At 67.3% G+C, this 22,032-nt stretch carries 16 protein-coding genes and 6 pseudogenes; 8 read left to right on the plus strand and 14 right to left on the minus strand.

The window, feature by feature from the left end; translation table 11 throughout:
- Positions 1-820: 820 nt before the first annotated feature.
- Positions 821-1,144 (plus strand): DUF4333 domain-containing protein, encoded by a 324-nt coding sequence (locus tag AC1VWI_RS44440; protein ID WP_396574184.1) that lies wholly within the window; start codon positions 821-823, stop codon positions 1,142-1,144.
- 359 nt (positions 1,145-1,503) lie between these two features.
- On the opposite strand, the gene AC1VWI_RS44445 is transcribed toward AC1VWI_RS44440, so the two are convergent.
- From AC1VWI_RS44445 to AC1VWI_RS44455, 3 genes are all read right to left on the minus strand, one after another.
- Positions 1,504-1,953: a helicase associated domain-containing protein gene (locus AC1VWI_RS44445; protein ID WP_499508789.1), complete on the minus strand. Its 450-nt coding sequence runs from the start codon at positions 1,951-1,953 to the stop codon at positions 1,504-1,506.
- A gap of 740 nt (positions 1,954-2,693) precedes the next feature.
- Positions 2,694-3,122, minus strand: coding sequence for a cupin domain-containing protein (locus AC1VWI_RS44450; protein WP_499508788.1), 429 nt, complete (start codon positions 3,120-3,122; stop codon positions 2,694-2,696).
- Between the two features lie 342 nt (positions 3,123-3,464).
- Positions 3,465-3,851 carry a four-helix bundle copper-binding protein gene (locus AC1VWI_RS44455; RefSeq protein WP_499516683.1) on the minus strand — a complete coding sequence of 129 codons (387 nt, stop codon included), beginning with the start codon at positions 3,849-3,851 and terminating at the stop codon, positions 3,465-3,467.
- 360 nt (positions 3,852-4,211) lie between these two features.
- On the opposite strand from AC1VWI_RS44455, the gene AC1VWI_RS44460 reads away from it, so the two are divergent.
- Positions 4,212-4,838, plus strand: coding sequence for a GNAT family N-acetyltransferase (locus AC1VWI_RS44460; protein ID WP_499508787.1), 627 nt, complete (start codon positions 4,212-4,214; stop codon positions 4,836-4,838).
- Positions 4,839-5,121: 283 nt separating this feature from the next.
- Here AC1VWI_RS44460 and AC1VWI_RS44465 read toward each other — a convergent pair whose 3' ends face one another.
- Positions 5,122-6,480 carry a helicase associated domain-containing protein gene (locus AC1VWI_RS44465; protein ID WP_499508786.1) on the minus strand — a complete coding sequence of 453 codons (1,359 nt, stop codon included), beginning with the start codon at positions 6,478-6,480 and terminating at the stop codon, positions 5,122-5,124.
- A gap of 978 nt (positions 6,481-7,458) precedes the next feature.
- Here AC1VWI_RS44465 and AC1VWI_RS44470 point away from each other — a divergent pair.
- Positions 7,459-7,771, plus strand: a pseudogene (locus tag AC1VWI_RS44470) (SOS response-associated peptidase family protein); the annotation flags it as partial.
- A gap of 285 nt (positions 7,772-8,056) precedes the next feature.
- Positions 8,057-8,341: pseudogene (locus AC1VWI_RS44475) on the plus strand (glycosyltransferase family 2 protein); the annotation flags it as partial.
- Between the two features lie 24 nt (positions 8,342-8,365).
- On the opposite strand, the gene AC1VWI_RS44480 reads toward AC1VWI_RS44475, so the two are convergent.
- Together AC1VWI_RS44480 and AC1VWI_RS44485 are read right to left on the minus strand one after the other, a co-directional pair.
- Positions 8,366-9,184 (minus strand): phosphotransferase, encoded by an 819-nt coding sequence (locus AC1VWI_RS44480; RefSeq protein ID WP_499516675.1) that lies wholly within the window; start codon positions 9,182-9,184, stop codon positions 8,366-8,368.
- A 399-nt stretch (positions 9,185-9,583) separates the two neighbouring features.
- Positions 9,584-10,095, minus strand: a pseudogene (locus AC1VWI_RS44485) (hypothetical protein); the annotation flags it as partial.
- Positions 10,096-10,394: 299 nt separating this feature from the next.
- Between AC1VWI_RS44485 and AC1VWI_RS44490 the strand changes: the two are divergent.
- Complete coding sequence (locus AC1VWI_RS44490) at positions 10,395-10,922, plus strand: peptidoglycan-binding domain-containing protein (RefSeq protein WP_499508784.1); 528 nt, start codon at positions 10,395-10,397, stop codon at positions 10,920-10,922.
- A 200-nt stretch (positions 10,923-11,122) separates the two neighbouring features.
- Here the strand turns inward: AC1VWI_RS44490 and AC1VWI_RS44495 are convergent.
- Positions 11,123-11,416 (minus strand): annotated as a pseudogene (locus AC1VWI_RS44495) (transposase); the annotation flags it as partial.
- Between AC1VWI_RS44495 and AC1VWI_RS44500 the strand changes: the two are divergent.
- Both AC1VWI_RS44500 and AC1VWI_RS44505 read left to right on the plus strand, forming a co-directional pair.
- Positions 11,331-11,717, plus strand: coding sequence for a DUF5372 family protein (locus AC1VWI_RS44500; RefSeq protein ID WP_499516676.1), 387 nt, complete (start codon positions 11,331-11,333; stop codon positions 11,715-11,717). The pseudogene AC1VWI_RS44495 and the gene AC1VWI_RS44500 overlap by 86 nt on opposite strands.
- Before the next feature lie 139 nt (positions 11,718-11,856).
- Complete coding sequence (locus AC1VWI_RS44505) at positions 11,857-13,884, plus strand: recombinase family protein (protein WP_499508782.1); 2,028 nt, start codon at positions 11,857-11,859, stop codon at positions 13,882-13,884.
- Between the two features lie 25 nt (positions 13,885-13,909).
- Here AC1VWI_RS44505 and AC1VWI_RS44510 read toward each other — a convergent pair.
- The 6 genes and pseudogenes from AC1VWI_RS44510 to AC1VWI_RS44535 all read right to left on the minus strand — a co-directional run.
- Positions 13,910-14,380, minus strand: a pseudogene (locus tag AC1VWI_RS44510) (IS256 family transposase); the annotation flags it as partial.
- Between the two features lie 26 nt (positions 14,381-14,406).
- Positions 14,407-15,558, minus strand: coding sequence for an IS30 family transposase (locus tag AC1VWI_RS44515; RefSeq protein ID WP_499516677.1), 1,152 nt, complete (start codon positions 15,556-15,558; stop codon positions 14,407-14,409).
- A gap of 52 nt (positions 15,559-15,610) precedes the next feature.
- Positions 15,611-16,156 (minus strand): annotated as a pseudogene (locus tag AC1VWI_RS44520) (transposase); the annotation flags it as partial.
- 401 nt (positions 16,157-16,557) lie between these two features.
- Positions 16,558-18,240 carry a hypothetical protein gene (locus tag AC1VWI_RS44525; RefSeq protein ID WP_499516678.1) on the minus strand — a complete coding sequence of 561 codons (1,683 nt, stop codon included), beginning with the start codon at positions 18,238-18,240 and terminating at the stop codon, positions 16,558-16,560.
- Between the two features lie 174 nt (positions 18,241-18,414).
- Positions 18,415-19,275, minus strand: coding sequence for a DUF4231 domain-containing protein (locus AC1VWI_RS44530; RefSeq protein ID WP_499516679.1), 861 nt, complete (start codon positions 19,273-19,275; stop codon positions 18,415-18,417).
- A gap of 25 nt (positions 19,276-19,300) precedes the next feature.
- Positions 19,301-19,495, minus strand: coding sequence for a hypothetical protein (locus AC1VWI_RS44535; protein ID WP_499516680.1), 195 nt, complete (start codon positions 19,493-19,495; stop codon positions 19,301-19,303).
- A gap of 211 nt (positions 19,496-19,706) precedes the next feature.
- Here AC1VWI_RS44535 and AC1VWI_RS44540 point away from each other — a divergent pair, with 211 nt between their 5' ends.
- Positions 19,707-20,450, plus strand: a complete 744-nt coding sequence (locus AC1VWI_RS44540) for a TIGR02391 family protein (protein WP_499516681.1) — start codon at positions 19,707-19,709, stop codon at positions 20,448-20,450.
- Between the two features lie 54 nt (positions 20,451-20,504).
- Here AC1VWI_RS44540 and AC1VWI_RS44545 read toward each other — a convergent pair whose 3' ends face one another.
- Positions 20,505-21,536, minus strand: a complete 1,032-nt coding sequence (locus AC1VWI_RS44545) for a helicase associated domain-containing protein (RefSeq protein ID WP_499516682.1) — start codon at positions 21,534-21,536, stop codon at positions 20,505-20,507.
- Between the last annotated feature and the right edge of the window lie 496 nt (positions 21,537-22,032).

Here is a 22,032-nt window from a genome sequence, read left to right on the forward strand (position 1 = left end):
CAGCGGTGGAGAGGTTGCCTAGCGACCTCGATTGTGAGGCAGGACACGTGGTGCAGCGCGTTTCAAGTGAGCTGCGGCGCCACCTCGGGGCTGCGATCCGCTCCAGCGCCTCCCCGACGTGCTCGGCCGCCGACAGTGGCGCTGGTGTGCCTCGCGCCGGGCGACGGCCCGCCACTGCGGCCTGCTCCAGGCGGGCCACCTCGGCTTCCGCCTCCGCCAGTTCCTTGCCCAGCTACTCGAACCGGTCCGCCAGCACGACCCGCCGCCGAATCGCCCACGTCAGCACCGCAGCCACCCGCCGCCCCCCTTTCCCGTCCCGTGAACTCCCTTGATTCCGTGGTCAGTAAACGGCACTGACGCCCTGTGGCCGCAGTTCCGGCGAATCGCTCCATGACCAGACGATCACCTGCTACCGATCACGCCACCGACCAGCATGAGCACCCCCATGTCCGGCCACACCAGCCCCGTGACCTGCAAGTTCAGGATGAAACGATCTCACTGATTGCCCGCGCCCTTCACCGCACCGATAGCAGCCCCGACGAAGAAGACGTGAGCTGACAGCGTGGGCCGCCGGGCCATTGCCGACCCGGAGGCCCATGTGAGTGGGTGCGTTGGTGGCATTGGGTGGGCGTCAGCGGGGCGGGATGTCGGGTGCCTGGTCACGAGGTCGTTGCGGGCAGGTCTGCTGTCATGAAGTGACCAGGCGGCTGCTGTTTTCTGGCCAGTGTGAGGTGGGCCGGCTGTCATGGAGGTGGCTGCTCTCAGCAGTAGTCTGAGACGCCTCTTGTCGCAGCCGTGACGTGGGCGGTAGGAAACCGGTGTGACTGATCAAGGAAAGTTCACTCGTGCCCTCATCGGGTTCTCAGCTGTCGTCATTGCCGCATGCGCCGTCGTAGTGACGGTCGTGGTGGTGGGTACCCACCCTCAGCGTCTGCTGGACCAGGAAGCGGTGGAACGGCAGGTCGCGGCCACCGTGCAAGGGAAGAGGAACATGTCCAGGGATGGCGTCTTCTGTCCGGCCGCGATGGACGCAAAGAAAGGCAACACCTTCGAGTGTTCTGTGGAAGAAGCCAACGGCGGCACAGCATTTGTCAAGGTCACAGTAGTGGATGATCAGGGCAAACTCAGCATCTCCCAGGCCTGATTGTGAGGGGCGATACAGCGCCGGCGGACCGCCGGCCTGATGAACTTCCCTCGTACAGCGGCACCGCTCCTGCGAGGGCGCCGCGCGCGCAAAGGAGACCATTGAGTGGCGCCGGGAACTCCAACCCGCGCCCCGGCTCTACCTCGGCCACCTCGAGCACGGCGCGACTTCCCCACGCAGAACCGACTGCTGGAAGCCGCCGCGAGGGACGGCCGAATGCTGGGCGCCCGGGTGTCGTGCATGGACCGTGCCACGCTGCGACGCTACGCCGACATCCTGACAAATGAGCCGCAGACAGGGGCTGGGCCGGGACTCTCCGTTCGGAGTTCCGGTCCGACTCTTCCCCTGCGCTGTGGTGGTTACCAGCGCATGCCCAGCTCGGTGAGCTGCGCGCGCCGGTCCTCGGTGAGCTTGTCGGCCCGGCGGCGGGCGTTGTCCACGAACTGACCCAGCTTGACGTCGGTGACTGTCCCGTCCGGCTCGGTGAGCCGTTCTACGTGCTTCCGGGGCACCTGCAATGCCCCCTCGCGGGCGTGGAACTGCCGGGCGGCCTGAAGGTTCACCGCCCATTTGTCGGCCTGTGTACGGGGCGCCTGCGGCCTCTCAGAAGGGTCCGCCGGGGCGAGGTGCAGCATGTTCTCCAGCATCCAAGCCTGCGCCGGCAGCAGCTGCTCCCAGCCCAGGCGCTGCGCCTGGACCCACGCCCCGAGGTCCTCGCCCTGCACGCTCACCTGGCCCGGCGTGGTCGGGAGCTGCTGGCCGTCCTCGATGAGCCGACGGCACAGCCGGTAGGAGCGCTGCCAGGCCACGGGCCAGGACGGGCACCAGGACGGGTCGATCGCCTCCAGCGCATCCCGCCGCTCCTCCGACAGGGCGCCGGCGGTGGAGCCTGCGCCACCGCGAGGTGCTGTTCGCTGTCATGGCGGGGCAGGAGGCGCCAGCCGTGTGGGTCGACGTCGGTGTCGGTTGCGGCGGCGGTGTTGGCCATGATCTCGAACACCGCCCCCGTCAGTTCCTGCCGGGTCAGTCCGCTGATCTGTGACAGGGCGAGCGTGGGCACGGGGACGGTGATCTGCCCGTGGGCCCATTCGTCCAGGACCGCGTGCGCGGTGATCGGCCCGGCAGGCACGATGCGGGCCGGCGTGAAGCGGTACTCCACCACGCGGTTACCCCCTTGATCATTCCCCCGGGGTTCACCCTGCGTCGTCTGCTGGCCCAAGTCAATGCCCGACGGGGCACGGCGAAGACGGACCGCAGGGCGGCTGCGCGGCCGTGTGCCGCCTCATGTCAGTGCCAGGGCGGGGATTGTGCCGCCACCGCAGCTCATAGCAAAGTGCCAGGTCACAGGCAGTGCGCGACTTTCGGCATCCCGCAGGGGACGGCAACTGAGATTCGTTTGCGTCGTCTGCCTTCCAGTACCGTTCCACATCCCATGAACCGAGCCGAGAGGGGCGTGCCACGCCGGTAGGTCCCTCAGCGCCGTGGTTGCCAGCGGCGGTCACCGGGTCTTCCCCTATCGAGGAACGCTATCCGGCAGGGGAGCCGCAGCTCAGCCTGCGGAGGGACGCGGGGCGCGCAGGTGCGCCCGTTCCTTCAGTTCCTCCTCGTCGACCAGCGTGAGCATCGGCTGGCCCGGCGCGCACACCATGGTCACCAGGAACTTGGTGGGTGCGTCTGACAGGGCGTTGCCGTCCTGGTAGTGGATCACGTCACCGCCTGGCTCCCAGAACGTCCCGCCGGCCTTGATCACACGCTCCGGCTCGCCCTCGAGTTCGAACCGGAGCGCGCCTTCCATCACGTAGCCGAATGACGGTCCAGAGTGGCGGTGCGGAGGGAGGCCGGGGTGACCGGGGGGCCAGTCGACGAGGATGGTCATTCCCGAACCACCTTCGGGGAAGAAGGGCGGGGTGACTTCCTGCAGCAACTTGACTTCGGGCGGCAGCGACACCTCGTGCCCCTCGGCAGGGGTCGCGTGCATTGGGTTCTGCTCTGACACTGTGATGCACCTCCATTGGTCTGCCCCAAAGGGCGAATGATGGTCTGCCGTCGCACAAGGCCGGTGTACGAGCGTCTCTCGTTCGGCGAACTGCGTCCCCTGATGACCAAGGCCTGCGACTGGCGACTGTTCCTGCAGTTCGGGACCGCTCGTGGCCGTGGCCGTGGCCCTGCGGCGCGGTGCGTTGGGTCGGCTGGATCAGCTGGCCAAGGAGAGCGGTGTCACCACCGCCGTACGCAAGCGGTGTGCTGGTGCCCGGCGGGGCATACCCCCCAGGGCACATGAGCACCGCGCTCGGGCGCGTCGGCAATGGCCGCGCGTTCGTCAGCCGAGGGTTTGGAGCAGTTCGTTGCACGCCGTTTCGCAGGAGCGACAGGCCTCGGAGCATAGGCGGCAGTGCTCCATGTGCGTGTGGCGGCCGCATTCGTCTCCGCACGCCTTACAGGCGGTGGCGCACGCCTGCAGGATGGCGCGGGTGAGGTTGGCGTCGTAGCCGGTGTGGCGGGACAGGACCGAGGCGGTGGCATTGCAGATGTCGGCGCAGTCCATGTTGGTGCGGATGCACTTGGCCAGCTCGGCCGGCATGCCCTCCGACAGGCAGGCATCGGCGCACGCGGTACACGCCTGGGCACAGGCGATACATTCCTCGATGCACTTGGTGAGCTTCTCTCGGTCGACGCGACCGAGGTCGGCCGGGTAGGTGGCGAGCATCTCCTTCACCGACGTCACGGGGACCGCCTCCTTTCGTGCCGGAGGCCGGCGGGCCAGATGGCCACACCTCCTTGATCTCCGGCCCCTACCTCATTCTCAACTGGCTCACAGGGCATCGCACACGCTGCGATCTCTCGGTTTCGGGGCAGTGGTTGCGAGAGACAGTTGATCGTTGGTGTGTTGTTGCTGGTAAATGGGGGTGGGGCCACTGTCACGAGGGTGAGAGATCTGGCTCGGGGCGACTGCCATGCGGTGTTATCCAGCAGGTGCGCATGCTGTTGTGGGCGCGAGAGATCGCAGTTGTGGGGGTGGCTGCTCCTACCGTTGCAGCGGGCCGTTTTGCGGATCAGCATGGCCGTCATGGAGCGACCAAGGCAGATCATCGAGTGCGGAGACTTCGTCCTGCGATGTTGGCGGGGGCAGAGGGACTTCGCTCCGGCATTCAAATTGATCGAGGAGTCTTTGGACCACTTGCGCCCCTGGGAGTCGTGGGTCGCCCGTCACAGCGCGAAGAGCACCCGCGAGTTCCTCGCGATGTCAGAGTCGAAGTGGGCAAGCGGTGACGTGTACAACTACGCCATCGCCAAAGACGGCACTCTCATTGGCATGTGCCAGACCTACCGTGGGGTCGAGTCCCAGGGCCGGCGCATGGGGTACTGGTTGCACCCTGCCGCCACTGGCCAGGGCATAGCTACCAGAGCAACGGCAGCCATGGTCACCGAGATGTTCACCCTGCCCGACGTGGAGTACCTGGAAATCGCGCACGACCTATCCAACACCTCCAGCGCCGCGATACCGCGCCGGTTGGGCTTCAGCGAAGTCCTGCGTGAGCAGGGAACACCGCCCGCAGTTCCCTCCGGCAGCGGGATCGTCGTGGTCTGGCGGCTGAACCGTCCTAGCCGCTCGATGACACCCCCTGCCCATAACCCACCTGCAGACCGGTGCCGGCCGCGTAGCAGCGGGCAAGCCCTTCGCGAAACAGGCTGACCACCACGCACACAGCGCCGCGCTCTATTGCGTCCCCGGGTCCTCACCACCGTCATCGCCGATGAACACCGCCAACGCTGCGCGCTGGCACGAGACCCCGGAACCCCGGGGGGAAGTTCCGGGAGTCTCGCTGTGCACAGTCGCGGGTTCAACGACCGGCCGCCGCCGATGTCACGCCCATTCGACGCCCAGCTGCGCGAGGCCGTACCCTGATCTCCGCTGAGGCAGGGCCGGTCCGGGACGCCCCGTTCGAAGTCCGGCCCAGCCCGCCACCGCGCTCCGGCTACCAGCGCATGCCGAGCGCGTCGAGTTCTGCCCGCCGGTCCTCGGTCAACTTCTCGGCGCGGCGGCGGGCGTTGTCCACGAACTGGCCGAGCTTGATCTCGGTCACGGTCCCGTCCGGGTCGGTGAGCTGTTCTACGTGCTTACGCGACACCTGCAGGGCGCCCTCGCGGGCGTGGAACTGCCGGGCCGCCCGAAGGTTCACCGCCCATTTGTCGGCCTGTGTACGGGGCGCTGGCGGCCTCTCGCCGGGTTCTGCCGGGGTGAGGTGGAGCATGTTCTGAAGCATCCAGGCCTGCGCGGGCAGCAGCTGCTCCCACCCCAGGCGCTGCGCCTGCACCCACGCGCCCAGGTCCTCGCCCTGGACGCTCACCTGGCCCGGCACGGTGGGGAGCGGCTGGCCGTCCTCGATCAGCCTGCGGCACAGCCGGTAGCTGCGCTGCCAGACCACGGGCCAGGACGGGCACCAGGACGGGTCGATGGCCTCCAGAGCGTCCCTGCGTTCCTCTGACAGGGCGCCTGCGGTGGAGCCGACCGGCAGCCCGGCCTCACGCCGCTGCTCGATGCTGTCCGCCAGCCGCCCGGCGGTCCGCTGGTTCTTCATCCAGACACCGACCGGGTAGCCGTTCCAGACCGCGGTGGCGGGCGGCAGCAGGTGCCCGTGCACGGCCGCCCACTCCCTCGCGGCTGACAATCCCTCCTGAAAAGCGACGTCCCAGTGAGACCACACCATGCCCAGATCATCCAATTCAGCAGCCCTCTTGAGCTTCATCTCACCCGCGTTGAAAAATCTCCGCTGATCCGCGATCCACGTCCCCAGCGGGAAAGCGGCAGGGTCCCAGTCTTCCGGAGTCGTGAACGCGTACGGGACCTTCAAATCCCCGTTCTCTTTCACATACCGGGTAGCCGCCTGGATCCCAGCCCGCCAGTACGTGTTCTCCGGCCGGAGAACACGCAGGTTCATGAACCGGGCAAGGATCGCCGGATCACGGGGCGTGGAGAACGACAAGAGCCCCTGCGCCGGAGCCGACACCCCACCCTCACCGCTCTGCTCGCCTTCCCCGCCCGGGCCGCCGGTTGCGGCGCTCTCAGCAGCCGACGGCTTCGTGGCGCGGCTGTGCGCTTGTTGCTCTGCCAGTTGCTCGATGGTCTCGGTGTCGTGCGAGCGCAGCGCGGCCATCACCTTTGCGAGGTTGTTGTAGCCCTTGCTCGTGAGCATGGCGTCGGGGTCTTCGCCAGGGGCGAGGAAGACCGGCACGACCAGGCTGGCCACCTTGCCCTCGCCGGGCTGCATGCGCAGTGCCCGGCCGACGATCTGGAGGATGTCGACGGCGGATCCGTGCACGTCGCCGAAGAACACGGAATCGCATCCCGGTGTGTCGATGCCCTCCCCGAGTGTCGACTTTCTCTCTAGTTACGACATGCTCGATGCGCTGACCTTGGGTATTTGAGTTACATATATGTAGCTCTGGTCTGCCGTCTGACCTGGTGTGGTGTGCTGCAGGGGCGCTTGATACCCGGCTCCGTGTCGCTCTGACCTGTGGTGCTGCAATTGGGCGGAGGATGTTGTGACTACGGGGATAACCTTTTGGGTGCTGCGGAACTACAGCCCGGAAGTGACCATGAAGGTTGGTGCAGGGCTAGCGCCCGAGCCCTGTCTGGATAGTGGGACCCGACCAGGGTTCGGGTCCGGCGCCTGGCGGTCGACGGACCGCGCGGATTCGCCGTGCCAAATGTCTGCAGGTCGCTTCCGGAAGTACCCCGGCTCCTTTGCCCCGCCGTAAGCCCCCTTATGGCGAAACCATTGCCCTCGACCGTCTGCCGGCCTCGCTTGCAGCGGAGGGGGGCGGCCTACCAAGGGCAACTGCCCACCGAGGGCGCCCAGCGCCCGAGGGGTGCGCGGAGCGCAGGGCAGGCGGCAGGAAAGGGCGGTCCAGCGCGCCCTAGGCGCTGGCGTGGGGTCCGGGGCCGCGTAGGCCCCGGTTGGGGCCGTAGGTCCCGCCCAAGCTGCTGTCTGATCTCGCCGAGCGCCTGCAGAACCCGGGCCGCCGTGCCCAGGTCCTCGACGCCCTGCGGCGTCTGGAGGACCAGCCCAGTGTTCGGCACCTCCGAACACGTTCTGGCCGTCGCCGCTCCCATGGTGTCGCCGCACACCGGGGTGGACATCCGGTGACCGCCACCGGGGCGGCCGAACATCCAGGCCGGATCAACGCCGGTGTCGCGGTGTCGCGGTGGATCGACGCCCACCCCGACAACCGGGACCGCGATCCGGAGGCACTGCTATGGGGCAGGGTGACCAAGGTTGGCGAGGAAGCTGGTGAGGTCATCGCGGCACTGGTTGGCCTTCGCGGGCCTGTACGAGTGGTGGCGGAACAAGGGAGGTCGCCGGTGACGACGACCCGGGCGCCTGGCTGGCCACGTGCACGATCATCACCACCGAGGCCACCGAAGCCGCCAGCCGGGTCCACCCCCGGATGCCGCTGACCGTCGCGGCCGCCGACTACGACGCCTGGCTAGATCCCGAGCACCAGGACCCCGACGAATTCCGCGCCCTGCTGACCGCGCCCGCGGACGGTCAGCTATCGATCCGGCCCGTAGATACGGCGGTCAACAGCGTCCGGAACAACGGGCCCACCTCCTGGACGCCGTGACTCTTGCCTGAAGGAGCGCCTCCGTCCGTCGCGTGCAGAATTGCCTGGCCCCTCGAACCTGCGGATCGCTAACCTCCGGCCATGTCGGAACATGCATCGTGGGAAGCCCGACTGGGCCGGATGAAGAGCGCCGTCGAGCTGTGGGCGAAACGAACGAGCGGGGACGACAGCGGGCCAGCACGGGTGGAGCCGGGTAGCAGTCTGTCCGGCGACGACAAGTTGTTTCCGGATCATCCGGTGTCCAGTGTGGCCTGGCACGGACTGATCACTGCGGTGGAGCACTTCCTGCAGCACCCACGCACCTCTCCAACCCGGCACGCCGTGTTCTACCGGATGGTCGCCCGCAACCGGGTCTGGCTGGCCCGGCGACACCTGCCCTCGGTGCTGGTGCCGATCTACCTCGGTATCTGGGCAGCGCTCACGCTCGCCCGCAGACCATCGGCCGCCGGCCTGCGGGCGTGGGTCGGCGGTTTCGCCGAAGGCTGGCGCACGCCGTGCCCGCCGCGGCATCCCATGCGCTGGCGCACCGTATGGAAGATGACGCGACTGGGCCGTCCGCCCATCGTGTGACCATCCCGCGCCCGGCTGCGGGTCTCAGCCCAGCAGGGCCAGCAGCCGGGCCGCCTGCCGTTCATCAGTGCCGGCGGGGTTGCGGTCGAATCCAGGCCGTCCGGGAAGCAGCATGATCAGCCACAGCAGCGCCAGCAAACGCCGCACGTCCCGTAGCCGGGCAGCCTCCGCGCCAGTCAGAGGAAAGTGGCTCAGTAGGCCTGGCACATCCAGGGTGCTGTCCACCCAGCCGGAGGGGTGCTCGACGATTTCGGCGAGCTCGAAGGCGCGATCGCTGCGGCCAGAGTCCTCGAAGTCAACCAACCGGACAACTTCGCCGTCGAACAGGTAGTTCGCGAGGTTTCCGTCTGTAAGACCGAACACCGGTACAGGATCGGCCTTGACCAGGTCATCCAGCGGCGCAGCGTCCAGCCACCGCCAGCCCTCGTTGAACGCCCTCTCAACCTGCGGATCCGGCCCGAACTGCTGGGCTTGCGTGCACCAGTCCCGGGCCTTGTCGACGGCCTTGACCACGTTCCAGGCACCCTCGGGAACCGCCGCCAGTACGTCCTGCGGAACAGCACCGTGCAAGGTGGCCAGAGCTTCCGCCAAGGCGGCCGCTCTGCGGCCGGAGACCACGGTGCCTCGCAAAGGGACCCCGGCCAGTCGGGACATCACCACGGTCGGTGGATCCCCCTCCAGGTCGGCCTTCAGGGGCTGCGGAGCCAGACCGGGCGCGTGCTCTGCAAGGAGCGTCAGCGCCCGCCACTCGCGCTGCGGCTCACCGCGGCCCCACGACCGGAACCGCTTGACCACCACGTTGGAGCGCATCTCCAACCCGTGGGTGTTGTCTTGCCCGGCCACACAATTCTCCTGCTGCTTCGCTGGGGCACCTGAACCCCAGCCGTTTGGGAGCCTACGCCACGCTGACTCCGAAGAGCTCGGGGCGACACCCCCTTAGCCGTTGTACGTGGCGCTGGTGGCCGGGTTGGCCGCAATCGCCACAGCGGTTGCCAGCAGCAGGTTGATGACGGCGAATACCACCATCACCGCCGCGAATGTCCGTCCCCGCATCCCGCCCCCAGAGCCACACCGCTTCCGTACGGCAGCGGGACATTACCGGCATTCCCGTACCGGATGAGTGTGATGCTTCCGCACGGGCGCACGACCGCAGTTTCCTGCCACCGTGCACCTGATCAGCGATTGCAGCGGCTCAGGCCCCGGGGGACTTGGCGTAGCCAGCACCGCAGTGCCGACCGGCGGCCGTCGTGCCCCCGGGCGGTCCGGCTGCAAGGCCGTGCGCGTGTGGCCCGTGAGCAGGTTGCGGCGGTGGGCGGGCAGGGTGGCCGGGTCCGCGGTCGCCACGACCAGGCGGATGTGTCCGTCGGGGCCCCACCAGCCGAGGTGGGCGTCGGCGGCCCACCATGTCTCGGTGTGCCCGTCGCGGAAGGTCCGCCGGACCGGGGTCCAGTCGCCGGGATGCTGGGGGTCCGTCCAGGTCAGGGCGCGGGCGGCGTCGACGGGGGTGTAGGCGTCCTTGCCGTGGGCCCAGGTGCCGTGGCTCGGTTTGAGGGCCATGACGAACGGCAACCCCGCCGCGTGGCGGTGCCTGCGAGGCAGGTCAACGCCTTGTTACGGTCCCGCGGCAGCAGCAGTCCGGTCAGGTACTCGCGGAACCCGCGGCGCTGTGCCAGTGTGGAGAACAGGTCATCGAAGCATGCGGCGTAGGCTTCCAGCGGGCCAGGTGCGGGCGGACACGGCAGACGACGGGTCATCACAAGCCCCCAGGCAGCGAGGCGACGTTCCTCTGCTACCGGCCCACTGCAACCCTGACCCGCCGTCAACAAACCACCGCTAGCCCGCTTGGGCCAAAGTTCCGAACACAGTGCAACAGGAAGGGGGAGTCGTTCGCCTGACTCATCCTCAACGCGTCTACGCTCAATTAGGTTGGCGTGAACATGGCGTATTTTTGGCCTGAATTTTAGGTGCGAATTCGGCCTGAGCTGCTGTGTAATGGCGCGATCTGGCTCCAAGGGGGGGCCTGAGTCCGGGAGTCTTCATGAGTTGGCACGGGATGCGCACCAAGCTGGGCGCGTGCACGGTGGGGGCACTGACCGCCACCCTCCTCGCTGTGAGCACCACCCCGGCCGCGGCAAGCGGGACATACAGCGGCCTGGCCTACGTGTATGGGACCGGCGTCTACACCAACGACTGGGGCGACGAGGGCGTCACGGACATCAACACGAACGCATCTTCCAACGCTACTTGCCTTTGGCAGATGGTCCTTTGGGCAAACGGCTACCTGGCATCGGACATCGACGGCGTCTTCGGAACCAACACCAAGAGCGCGACCGCGGCGTATCAAGATGACACCGACTACCTGACAGTCGACGGAAGTGCCGGCAAGGCGACCTGGAGCTACGCGGCTGACTATCAGATCGCGTACGTGTCGGGCAGTGACGCTCCTGGCCAGACGCTGAATCTGCGATACGACGGCACGGTCAACAACTTCAAGATGAGGCGCCTCGGGGACGGCAACTACGAGTTCGTCGACAGTCACGGCAACTGGCGGAAGGCCGGCTACAACTACCGGACCTGCTGACTCCCGTCGTCACCATCGCACCCAGGGCCGGCCTACCGGAAGGGAGGCCGGCCCTGGGCGCGCTGTAGCTGGGGTGCGCTGCCCTATGGTCCTCGACGAGATGGGCCGGGACTTCCACCGACGCAAGGCCCTGACCACGGCGGCTGTCAGCAACTCGCGCCGATAGGGTGCAGTCAACGGTGTAACTCGGGTGGTGTGAGTTATCGGCGGCCGACGGAGAGCCGGCCGTCGAAGGCGATGTCGAAGGCCTGCAGGGCCGGCTTCCATCGCATGGTCCAGCGTTTGCGGCCCTTGCCGGTGGGGTCCAGGCTCATGACGGCCATGTAGACGCACTTGAGTGCTGCCGCCTCGTTCGGGAAGTGTCCGCGGGCCCGAACAGCCTTGCGTATGCGGGCGTTCACGCTCTCGATGGCGTTGGTGGTGCAGACGACACGTCGTATCTCGGTGTCGAACTGCAGGAACGGCACGAACTCGGCCCAGGAGTTCTCCCAGAGGGCATCGCATAGTGCCTCTCTTCGTGGCGTTTCTGAGGACACGCTGCTGGTCACGCATCCATTCCATCCGCTGGCGGGGCGGCGGTTGCGTGTATGCCGCGCGGTGCGCCGCTCCAGCGGTTTGGTGTTCATCTGCACTGCCGGTAACGGCGTGACGGTGACACTCCCGCAGGGGTGGACGGACCGCGGCCCGGCGCCGGGTGAGAACCGGCTCGCAACCGACGGGCTTGGTGCGCTGTCTGCGCTGGTGGATGCCCTGATGAGCCGTGGTGTCGAGCCGGGGGATGGTGGATCCTCGTGAAGGGTGCCCTTCTTCTTGTGGCCTTCGGCGCCCGGGCATCGGTGACGGGCGGTGACCATGGTGGAGAACTGGAGCCGGAGCGTCGTGCTGCTGGTGGCGAACATGGTCGAGTCCTCGGTGCGAGGGGAGGAGGACGGCGGTGAGCGGGCTGCAGAAGATCACGTCCTCGCACCGGTCGAGGCAGGCACTGATCTATGTGCGGCAGTCAACCTTGCTGCAGACACGGGAGAACACCGAGTCGACTGCCCGCCAGTACGGGCTGGCCGACCGCGCGCGGGAGCTCGGCTGGGCCCCATGCGACATCGAGGTCGTGGATGCGGACCTGGGGGTTTCGGGCCGATTCTCCGGAATGCGGGCCGGATTCCAGCAGTTGGTGTCCCGGGTCTGTCTCGGCGAGGTCGGCGCGGTCTTCGGGCTGGAAGTCTCCCGACTTGCCCGTTCCTCGGCCGAGTTTGGCCGGCTGCTGGAGTTCGCGCGGCTGACCGACACCCTCCTGATCGACGCCGACGGCGTCTATGACCTCGGCGATTTCAACGACCGCCTGGTGCTGGGCCTGAAGTCCACGATGAGCGAGGCCGAGCTGCACATCCTGGCTGGACGCCTGCAGGGAGCCCGCAAGGCGGCCGCCGAGCGTGGGGACCTGCGGCTGCCGCTGCCCGTCGGCATGGTCTATGCCGACGACGGGACCATCGTGGTGGACCCTGATGAAGAGGTGCAAGCTGCGGTCGCGGACGTCTTCGCCCTCTTTGACCAGCACGGCTCCGCTCTCGCCGTGGTCCGCGCGTTCGCCGGACGTCGCTTCCCCCGCCGGGATACCGGGGTGTGGGACGGGCGGCTGGCCTGGGGACGGCTCACCCATGGCCGGGCCGCCGCAGTGTTGAAGAATCCCGTCTATGCCGGGGCCTATGTCTTCGGTCGCTCGGTGAGCTCTCGCAAGGTGCGGCCCGACGGCACTGTCATCACCACCGTCAACCAGCGGTCCCGCGATCAGTGGGCCGTGCTGATCTGTGACCACCACGAGGGCTATATCTCCTGGCAGCAGTATCTGCAGATCGAGGCGAAGCTGGCCGCCAATCGCACCCGTGCGAAGGCCCGGCCGCCGCGGGAGGGGGTGCCGGTGTGTCAGGGCATCATCTTCTGCGGCTCGTGTGGCTTCCCGATGAGCACCCGTTACCGGCGTGCGGACGGCACCGCGGACTATGTGTGCACCCGGGCCCGCAGCGATGCGCTCCTCACACCGGGCTGCCACTCGATCGCCGCCGCGGCCGTCGACCCGCAGGTGGTCGATCTGCTGCTGGCCGCGCTGACACCCGAGCAGGTGGACCTCGCCCTGGCCGCGGCCGATGAGGTCCACCACCGTCACCAGCGCTCGCACCGGGCCGCCGAACTCGCCGTGGAACGGGCCCGTTATGAGGCCCATCGCGCCGAGCGGGCCTTTGGCCAGGTCGAGCCGGAAAACCGGTTGGTGGCCCGCTCACTGGAGAGCCGCTGGGAGGCGAAACTTGCCGCGCTGGCCCAGGCCGAAGCGGCGCTGGCGGACCTGATCGCCGCCGAGCTGGCTCTGCCCGAGCCCGCACGGCTGCGGGAGCTCGCCCGAGACGTGCCGGCTCTGTGGCAATCGCCGACGACCACGGCCAAGGACCGCAAGCGCCTGCTGCGGACCCTGATCGCGGACGTGACCGTGCGGCACGTCGATAACACTCGTGCTGACATCGGGGTGCGCTGGCATACCGGCTCCGTCGACGAGATCACCTGCGACCGTCGTACCAACCGCAACCCCACCCAGGCCGTCGACATCGTGCGCAACCTGCTGGACAGCCGCAGCGACGCCGAGATCGCCGACCACCTCAACAGCCTCGGCTTCATCACCGGGAACTGTCGTCCCTTCACGGTGAACTCGATCCGTCACATCCGAGCCCAGCACGCGATCGGCTCCAGGCGCAACGACCCCACCGGGCCCGGGGAGATCACCGTGCCCGAGGCCGCCCGGATCCTCGGCGTCCACGAAGCTGCGATCTACCCCTGGATCCGCAGCGGCGAGATGGCCGCCCGCCAGGCCCGCCACCGCCGCTGGTGCATCACCTGGGACAGCGGCACCGAGGCGTACTGGAAACAGCGCGTGGCCACATCCTCCCACCTCAAGCGGCGAGCGAACACCAACTACTAGACAGGACAGGCAGTATGAAACCGACTTCCCACAGGCGCACGATCGCCGGATACTTGGCACCCCATTCCTCCTGGAAGTCCAAGAAGCGGTCCTCAGCGGCCTTCGCGGTCGGCGCGGTGTAGATCGGCTTGAGGGCGCGGGAGATCTTGTCCCAGTCCTGGCGGGCCGCGTAACGGAACGACGCCCGCATGAGGTGAACGACACAGGTTTGCGTGATCGCCTGCGGCCAGACCGTGCCGATCGCGTCGGGCAGGCCTTTCAGCCCGTCGCAGACGACCATGCACACGTCCTCGACGCCGCGGTTGCGGATCTCGGTAAGGACCTGGAGCCAGTACTTGGCGCCCTCGCCTCCGTCACCGGCCCACAGGCCCAGGATGTCGCGGGTCCCGTCCACCGTCACCGCAAGCGCCACGTAGATCGGACGGTTGGCGACCTGCCCGTCACGGACCTTGACGTGCACACAGTCGATGAAGATCACCGGATAGACCGGGCGGTTTCCATCGATGGTTGCGAATCGCCAGGTCAATCGTGCTGCAGGAAGTCTCTCATGGCTTCGGCGGGAGTCTTGTCTCCGAGCACGAGGCGAGGTCGCCGGTTGAGCCGTCGGGCGACTTGCCGTAGGTCATGGGCGCTGTGAACCGAAAGATCACTGCCCTTGGGAAAATACTGCCTGAGCAGGCCGTTGGTGTTCTCGTTCGTGCCGCGTTGCCAGGGCGAGTGGGGGTCGCAGAAGTAGATCCGGAAGCCGGTGAGGGCTTCGACGTCCTCGTGCAGTGTCAGCTCCCGTCCTTGGTCCCAGGTCAGCGTTCTCCGCAGCTGAGGCGGGATGTGCGCGGTCTGAGTGATGAGCGCGTTACGGACCTGTGGAGCCTTCCAGCCGTCGGGCAGGTGGAGGAGGTGAACGTACCGGGTCGTCCGCTCGACCAGGGTGCCGATTGCTGAGCCCTGGTTGGCCCCGATGATCAGATCGCCTTCCCAATGACCGGGAACAGCACGGTCGTTGACCTCGACCGGACGCTGGTGGATCAACGTCATATTCTTGATCTTGTTCGGTGTGGGAACACCCCGGCGTTGCTTCTTGCGCCGGGTCCGGCCCGTCCGGAGCCTGCCGTCCCTGTTGCCAAGCAGGCCGGCGAACAGGGCCCGGTAGATCGTCTCTGGGCAAGCCCGCATCGCCGGATTGCCGAGGTGGGCGCGGGCGAGGAACCGGGAGACCTGCTGCGGCGACCACTGCTCGTCAAGCTTCTTGCGCACGATGGTCCGCAGCGGCTCATTGCAGCGGATCTTCTGTTCCTTGGGTCGCTTCCTGCGAAGCAGTGCCTGGTTGTGCGCCCACCAGGGCTGGTAGCCGCCGTCCGGCTTGCTGCCTCGCTTGATCTCTCGATAGACCGTCTGGAAGCTCTTGCCGATCGAGGCGGCGATCTCCTTCACGCTCCGCCCGGCGTGCAGGCCGTCGGCGATAGTGATGCGGTCGTCCTGGGTCAGGAAGCGCGGGGATATAGGGCCGGGGTCCGGAACGAGCATCCCACCAGCTTCCAGGAACCACTTGGACCCACAGCTGGTGGAGACGTCAACGATCCGGGCGGCCGCTGCCCCCTTGAGGCCCTGCCGCAGGAGCTCGAAGTACCTCCTCTTCACCCCTGTCGATCTTCTGATCGGAGGACGTCGAAGCATGCGAATCTCCCTGATCGCGGGCGTTCGCAACCACCAATAGAACTCAAGCCGGGTCCAGAGGCCGGTTCTGCCACTCGGCCATCCCGTCGATGACCTTGTCCGTGATGGTCGAGATCGTCGTCTTGGACACGCTCGCGCCGTAGACCTCGGCCAGGTGCGCGGAGATGTCCCCGTGCGTCAGACCCCGGGCGGACAGGGACAGGACCATCTCGTCCACGCCGGTCAGCCGGCGCTGCCGCTTCTTGACGATCTGGGGTTCGAAACTGCCCTCCCGGTCGCGGGGAACGTCGATCTCGACCGGTCCGACGTCGGTCAGCACCGTCTTGGACCGGATCCCGTTGCGGGAGTTGCCGCTGCCTGCTCCGGCCGAGTCGTGCTTCTCGTAGCCGAGGTGGTCGGTGATCTCGCCCTCCAGGGCGGACTCCAACACCCGCTTGGTCAGCTGCTGCAGCAGTCCGCCCTCGCCGGTCAGCTGGAGCCCGCCGGCGCGGGCCCGGTCGACCAACTGCCCGATCAACTGCTCATCCAGCACGTCCGTCGACAACTCGACCGGTCGGACCTCTTCAACCGCCTCGACGGAGGCAGTCACGTCGCTCATCAGGTGTTCTTCCTTGATCGGGAGTTACACCGAAGACCGTACAGACCCGCCTCAGCCAGTACGGACCGTGCCGGGGCCCGTCTGCCAGCACCCCGCCGCCGGCGTAGTCGTCCCGGAACTGTTCATGCCGGATGAGCGCCGCGAGTAGCTGCACGTCACCACTGGCTTCACCGGTGAGACGTAGGTGTTTGCTGTCTACCCACCGGAAGCCGTGCTCGCGCGGATCCTCGAACGTGTAGTGCCGAAAGTTGATGAAACCGCTGGCCTCGTGGACGAGAGCGTTCCCCATAGCCTGTCAACGTACGGGAGCGGACTGGCTGCCCATGCTGCGGCGCTCCGGAATGGCACAGGCGGCGGCCGACGGACATGGCCACCGGGCTCGGCTTTTCGCGCCGTGCGGTTCAGTGCGGTTCGGGGTATCCGGGCAGCCCGAGCGGGACAGGCACCAACGGCCGCTGCGGGTCGACGTTTCGCAGACACAGCCGGTAGCGCTGACCGTCGATGGGGCGCAGCGCCACGCGCCGGCCTTCGGCCTGGCCCGCGTCCAGGGCGGCCAGGGCAGCGGGACCGTCTTCGGCGACGACCTGGGTGTGGAAGGCCATCACCTCGCCGAGTGACAAGGTGCGCCCGGCCAGAGTCAGCGTGAACTGCGGGTCCAGGACGCGCACCGACTGGGGTTCGCCGCCCAGGACCGCCCGCAGCGCCGGGTGGTCCTCGCCGTTGAGCGTGACGGTCAGAGCGCGGGCAAACGGGGAGATGACACAGTGCCCCTCGACGACCAGCCGCGCCACACGCAGCGCGACCCGCTCGGCGGCCGTGATGTCATCGGGAAGCGGGAACTCCTGCTCGCAGTGCCGCTGCAGGACCTCCAGGTCCTGCGCATACAGCCGCAGCTGCTCCAGCTCGTCACGCTCGCCGGTACTCGCGGCCGCCAGCTGGCCCCCGCCCGCGTCCTGGCCCTCGACGGTCAGAGCGAAGGTGCCGCCGGACATCAGCCTGCGCCGCAGCCCCAGCCGCTTGAGCGCCTGGGCAGGGGTGGCCCCGGCCAGGTCGAAGGAGAAGTTCAGCTTGGCAGGGCGGTCCAGGTCGTGGGGGAGCAGCAGCTGCAGTCGGCTGCCGTGCAGGTCGACGTCGACCGAGCGGCCCATACTGCCGCTCCCCAGGCCGTGCACCTGCCCCGAGAACGACGCGACGGTAGCACCGGCCTCGTCGTGGAAGGCCAGCTCCGCCGGGGCGCCGGCCCCGGGCAGCGGCCCGACGGGCCGCCAGACCACCTCCACGTTGGTCAGGGTCTTCGCCAGCCACTGCGGCCCGTTGACGGTCAGCGACGCGATCGCCTCAGCGGGCAGCACGACCTGTTCGGCGAGCCCGAAGCCGAGCGCCCTGGTGAGCGTGGCGGTCAGGTCCGCGTCCATCCCGCCGGGCCTGCCTTTCAGCTCCAACGTGACGGGGCTGACCTCGTGGGCACGCGGATGCTTGGCCCGCAGGGTGTGCACCACCATGCCCTCGACACGGGAGAAGTCCACCGTCCAATGATCGTCCAGGCCGTCGACCACCGCGCCCAGCGCGGCGACCCGCTCGGCAAGGTCCCGATCCCCGCCCAGCAGCACCGCCTGCTCCTGGCCGAAGACCTTCGCCTTCTCCAGCAGCTGCTCCCGGGTGAAGAAGTCCACCAGGTCCGGGTGCGCGGCCATCCGGTCGTCCAGCTCGGCCCGGTCCATCACGCGCACCCGCACGCCACGCCCGGCCGCCAGGCCGTCCACGAACGCCTGCTCGCCCGGGCCCAGGGTGCACGGCACCACCAGCACCCACTCGTACGGGGAGTGCGCCATCGCCCGGGCGAACGACTTCTTGATCGAGGTCTGCCGTCCCTTGAACGACGACGCGGGGAACCCGTCCGGGTAGTACTTCAGCTGGAAGATCCGCAGCCGCCCGCCGCTGACGACCTCAATGTCGATCCCGCCGTCCCCGCCGCGCCCGTTGACCGCGCGCACCCGCGCGGTCTGGTCGTACAGCCGGTGTACCAGCGCCTCCACGATCCGGTCGAACTCCGGCTGCCCGATCCGGTCCCACTCGATGGCCACGGCCCCGCCCTCCCCAGGAAACACACCATCTTTGCATCGCTCGCCGACACCGGGTGCTCCTCCCGTGCGAGCCCGGTGTGCTGCCTCGTGTCAGCGGCAGGTGGGATTTGCCGTCTCGGGTCAGTGAGCAGCTCAGTGCGGCCGGCCTGGGCCCTTCCCGAAGGGCGGTGCCGGTCACATAGCGGGCGGCGGTGTGGCGGGCGCGGCCTGCTCGGCTGGCTGGTCCAGTTGCTGTTCGCGCCGTCGTTGTTCACCGCGAAGCGTCTCGACACGTTGGGTGAACTTGGCGAGAGATTCGCTCTCTTGCTCCTCCGAGAACTGGCTATAGTCACCGATCCCGAGCATCACGGCATTTAGTTCTTCTTCGATGGCGTCAGCCGTCTGCCGAAGGAAGTAGCTGCGCTCGCGGTACTTGTAGTACCCGGTGAACGCGGACGCGAGGGTGACGCTGAAGCCCAGAGCCACGACGGACAGGGTCTGCCAGTTCCAGTCCTGCTGGCTGAGGGCTGCGATCGTGGTCATCGCAGTCGAGCCGATCATGATCAGTGACTGCAGGGTGTTGTGGACGCGTCGGTAGTGGCGGCTCTCCCGCCCATACTGGGCAATGACCGCAACGGTATCTTCGCGGTACATGCTGCGCCGCTCCGTCAGCGGTGGATGCGCCCGTAGGCTCGCGCGGCGAAGCTCCTCACGCTTGGAGGCAAGACTGTCGCGTAGCTGCGCCAGGCTGTACGCGTAGCGGTCCGGCGGTGAGTGCAGGTTCCGAACGTCAAGCGGGTCACGCTGGAAAACGTGATCTACACAGATCACTGCGACTGTGAGGCTGCTGGCAGCCAACGGAGTGACGAGGAAAGCTCTCCCAGCCAGGAGCACGGCATGGTCACCGGCGTGCAGGGCGTTCCACGCGACAAGCGCCGGGACGCTCAGCATGGCAACAACAAGAGAAATCGCGAGCAGACGTGCACGCCTCCGCTTCCAGGCAACATCCCGCTCCAGTTCAGCAACTTTCGCCTGCAATGTGTTGATATTAGACACCAATGCAGCTCACCCGCCCCCCATGTCAACCCAGCGCTGCGCCGAGAAGGACGATTGGCAACCAGAAACGCAGGTTACCGGCGGGTAACTGCTGGCCCCAGCGGCCGCATATATGGCGAAAGATTCCCATACGCCTCGGTATCCCAATAAAAGCGACAGATGTGCCACCGGTCGCATCGACCCAGTCGACCGGGCCGATGAATGTCTTCCCCTTCGCCATGGTCAAGACGGTAGTGATCAGTGTCTGAGGTCGATGCGCATACCCGAAAACTGACGCGGGTCACTTGATTGCCGGTGCAGTACCTGCGCGGACCGACCCAGGAGGCTGGACCGAACTCCCCTGGGCTGAATGTCAGGCTCACCGCGTTCCCGGTGTCGTTCGGTAGGAAGTCCGGAGTGGCGTGTCGGCTCGACCCGTACCTTGAGGACCTATGAGATACACGTACGTCGCGCCCGTCGAGGCGGAGCAGATCCGGCAGTTGCCGACTCGTGACGTTGCTCTCCTGCTCTTGCAGCATCTCGCTAGTGGTACCGGCTATCAGCAGTACATAGGCACGATGGGTTCGGCGCGTCAAGCGTTCCAGGATGAGCCAGACAGGGACGCGCTCGTAGACAGACTGTCTGACGCCTGGACCTGGCTGGAAGGACGTGCGCTTCTCTCCAGGGAACCCAGCCAGTCGGACGCCTTCCGCCGGATCTCCCGCGACGGCATGGACCTGGTGAAAGATCCGGAAGGCATCACGCGCTTCCAAGCCCGCGAACGGCTGTCCGGCTCATTGCATCCGACACTGGAAGGAACGGTACGCACCAACTTCCACCTGGGCGACTACGAGACGGCGTGCTTCGCTGCTATGAAGGCTGTCGAGGTTGCGGTCCGTGACGCCTCCGGCCTCGACAACTCCCTGGTCGGTGTGCACCTAATGCGCGCGGCGTTCCAGCCTCACAAGAACGGGAAGGAAGGCGGACCGCTCGCCCACGCGGGAGCCGAGGGTGGGGAGCAGGAAGCGGCGTCGGCGCTCTTCGCTGGCGCCATGGGTGCGTTCAAGAACCCTTCCAGCCACCGCACCGTCGACTTCGATGACCCGATCGAGGCGGCCGAGATCATCCAGTTCGCCGACTTGCTCCTGCGGCAGATTGAACGTGCCAAGAGCCGTCAAGCTACAACCGCCGAGTAGGCTTGCAAGGCCGGGATTCCCTTTGAGACCCCCGGCCAGCCCTTCGCTCTGCTGCTACCAGCGCATGCCGAGGGCGTCGAGTTCCGCCCGCCGGTCCTCGGTCAGCTTCGCGGCCCGGCGGCGGGTGTTGTCCACGAACTGGCCCAGCTTGACCTCGGTCACGGTGCCGTCGGGCTCGGTGAGACTTTCGACGTGCTTCCTCGGCACCTGCAGACTGTTCTCCCGCGAGTGGTACTGGCGGGCGGCGCGTAGGTTGATCGCCCATTTGTCGGCCTGCGTACGGCGTCCCGGCGGCCACTCGTCAGGTGCCGCGGGGCTGAGGTGGAGCATGTTTTCCAGCATCCATGCCTGCGCGGGTAGCAGAGCGTCCCAGCCCAGGCGCTGCGCCTTAACCCACGCGCCCAGGTCCTCGCCCTGCACGCTCACCTGTCCCGGCACGGTCGGCAGCGACTGGCCATCCTCGACGAGGGTCCGGCACAGCCGGTAGCTGCGCTGCCATGCCACAGGCCAGGTGGGGCACCAGGACGGGTCGATCGCCTCGAGTGCATCCCTGCGTTCCTCCGACAACGCGCCGGCGGTGGAGCCGACCGGCAGACCGGCCTCGCGCCGCTGCGCGATGACGTCCGCCAGCCTGCCGACAGTCCGCTGGTTCTTCATCCAGACGCCGACGGGGTACCCGTTCCAGACCGCGGTGGCGGGCGGCAGCAGATGCCCGTGCACGGCCGCCCACTCCGCCGCGGCGGACAGTCCCTCGGCGAAGGCGACGTCCCAGTGCGACCACACCATACCCAGATCGCCCAGTTCGGCAGCCCGCACCGGCTTCATCTGACCCGCATGGAAAAACCTGCGCTGGTCCGCAATCCACGTCCCCAGCGGGAAATCGGCGGGATCCCAGTCTTCGGGAGTCGTGAACGCATACGGCACGCGCAAATCGCCGTTCTCTTTCACGTAGCGGGTGGCTGCTTGGATTCCGGCACGCCAATAGGTGTTTTCCGGCCGGAGAACACGCAGGCTCATGAACCGTGCCAGAATCGCCGGATCACGCGGCGTAGAAAAAGACAGAAGCCCCTGCGCGAGGGCCGACAAGCCACCTTCCCCGCCCTGCGCACTTTCCCCGCCTGTCGACTTTCTCTCTAGTTACGACATGCTCGATGCGCTGACCTTGGGTATTTGAGTTACATATATGTAGCTCTGGTTTGCCGTCTGACCTGGTGTGGTGTGCTGCAGGGGCGCTTGATACCCGGCTCCGTGACGCTCTGGCCTGTGGTGCTGCAACTGGGCGGAGGATGTTGTGACTACGGGGATAACCCGTTGGGTATTGCGTGGAACTACGGCCCGGAAGTGATCATGAAGGTTGGTGCAGGGCTACAGGTAGCGCCCGAGCCCTGTCTGGATAGTGGGACCCGATCAGGGTTCGGGTCCGGCGCCTGGCGGGTATCGACGGATCGCGCGGATCCGCCGTGCCAGATATCTGCAAGGTCGCTTCCGGAAGTACCCCGGCTCCCTTTGCCCCGCCGTAAGCCCCCTTATGGCGAAACCATTACGCTCGACCGTCTGCCGGCCTCGCCCACAGCGGAGGGGG

The organism is Streptomyces sp. TOM-9, assembly GCF_056858595.1.

Coding starts and splice junctions, on each gene's coding strand:
- AC1VWI_RS44450 (WP_499508788.1), bottom strand. CDS start 3,122: ATGCACGCGACCCCTGCCGAGGGGCACGAGGTGTCGCTGCCGCCCGAA.
- AC1VWI_RS44455 (WP_499516683.1), bottom strand. CDS start 3,851: ATGCTCGCCACCTACCCGGCCGACCTCGGTCGCGTCGACCGAGAGAAG.
- AC1VWI_RS44460 (WP_499508787.1), top strand. CDS start 4,212: ATGGAGCGACCAAGGCAGATCATCGAGTGCGGAGACTTCGTCCTGCGA.
- AC1VWI_RS44490 (WP_499508784.1), top strand. CDS start 10,395: ATGCGCACCAAGCTGGGCGCGTGCACGGTGGGGGCACTGACCGCCACC.
- AC1VWI_RS44500 (WP_499516676.1), top strand. CDS start 11,331: ATGGCGTTGGTGGTGCAGACGACACGTCGTATCTCGGTGTCGAACTGC.
- AC1VWI_RS44515 (WP_499516677.1), bottom strand. CDS start 15,558: ATGCTTCGACGTCCTCCGATCAGAAGATCGACAGGGGTGAAGAGGAGG.
- AC1VWI_RS44535 (WP_499516680.1), bottom strand. CDS start 19,495: ATGGCGAAGGGGAAGACATTCATCGGCCCGGTCGACTGGGTCGATGCG.
- AC1VWI_RS44540 (WP_499516681.1), top strand. CDS start 19,707: ATGAGATACACGTACGTCGCGCCCGTCGAGGCGGAGCAGATCCGGCAG.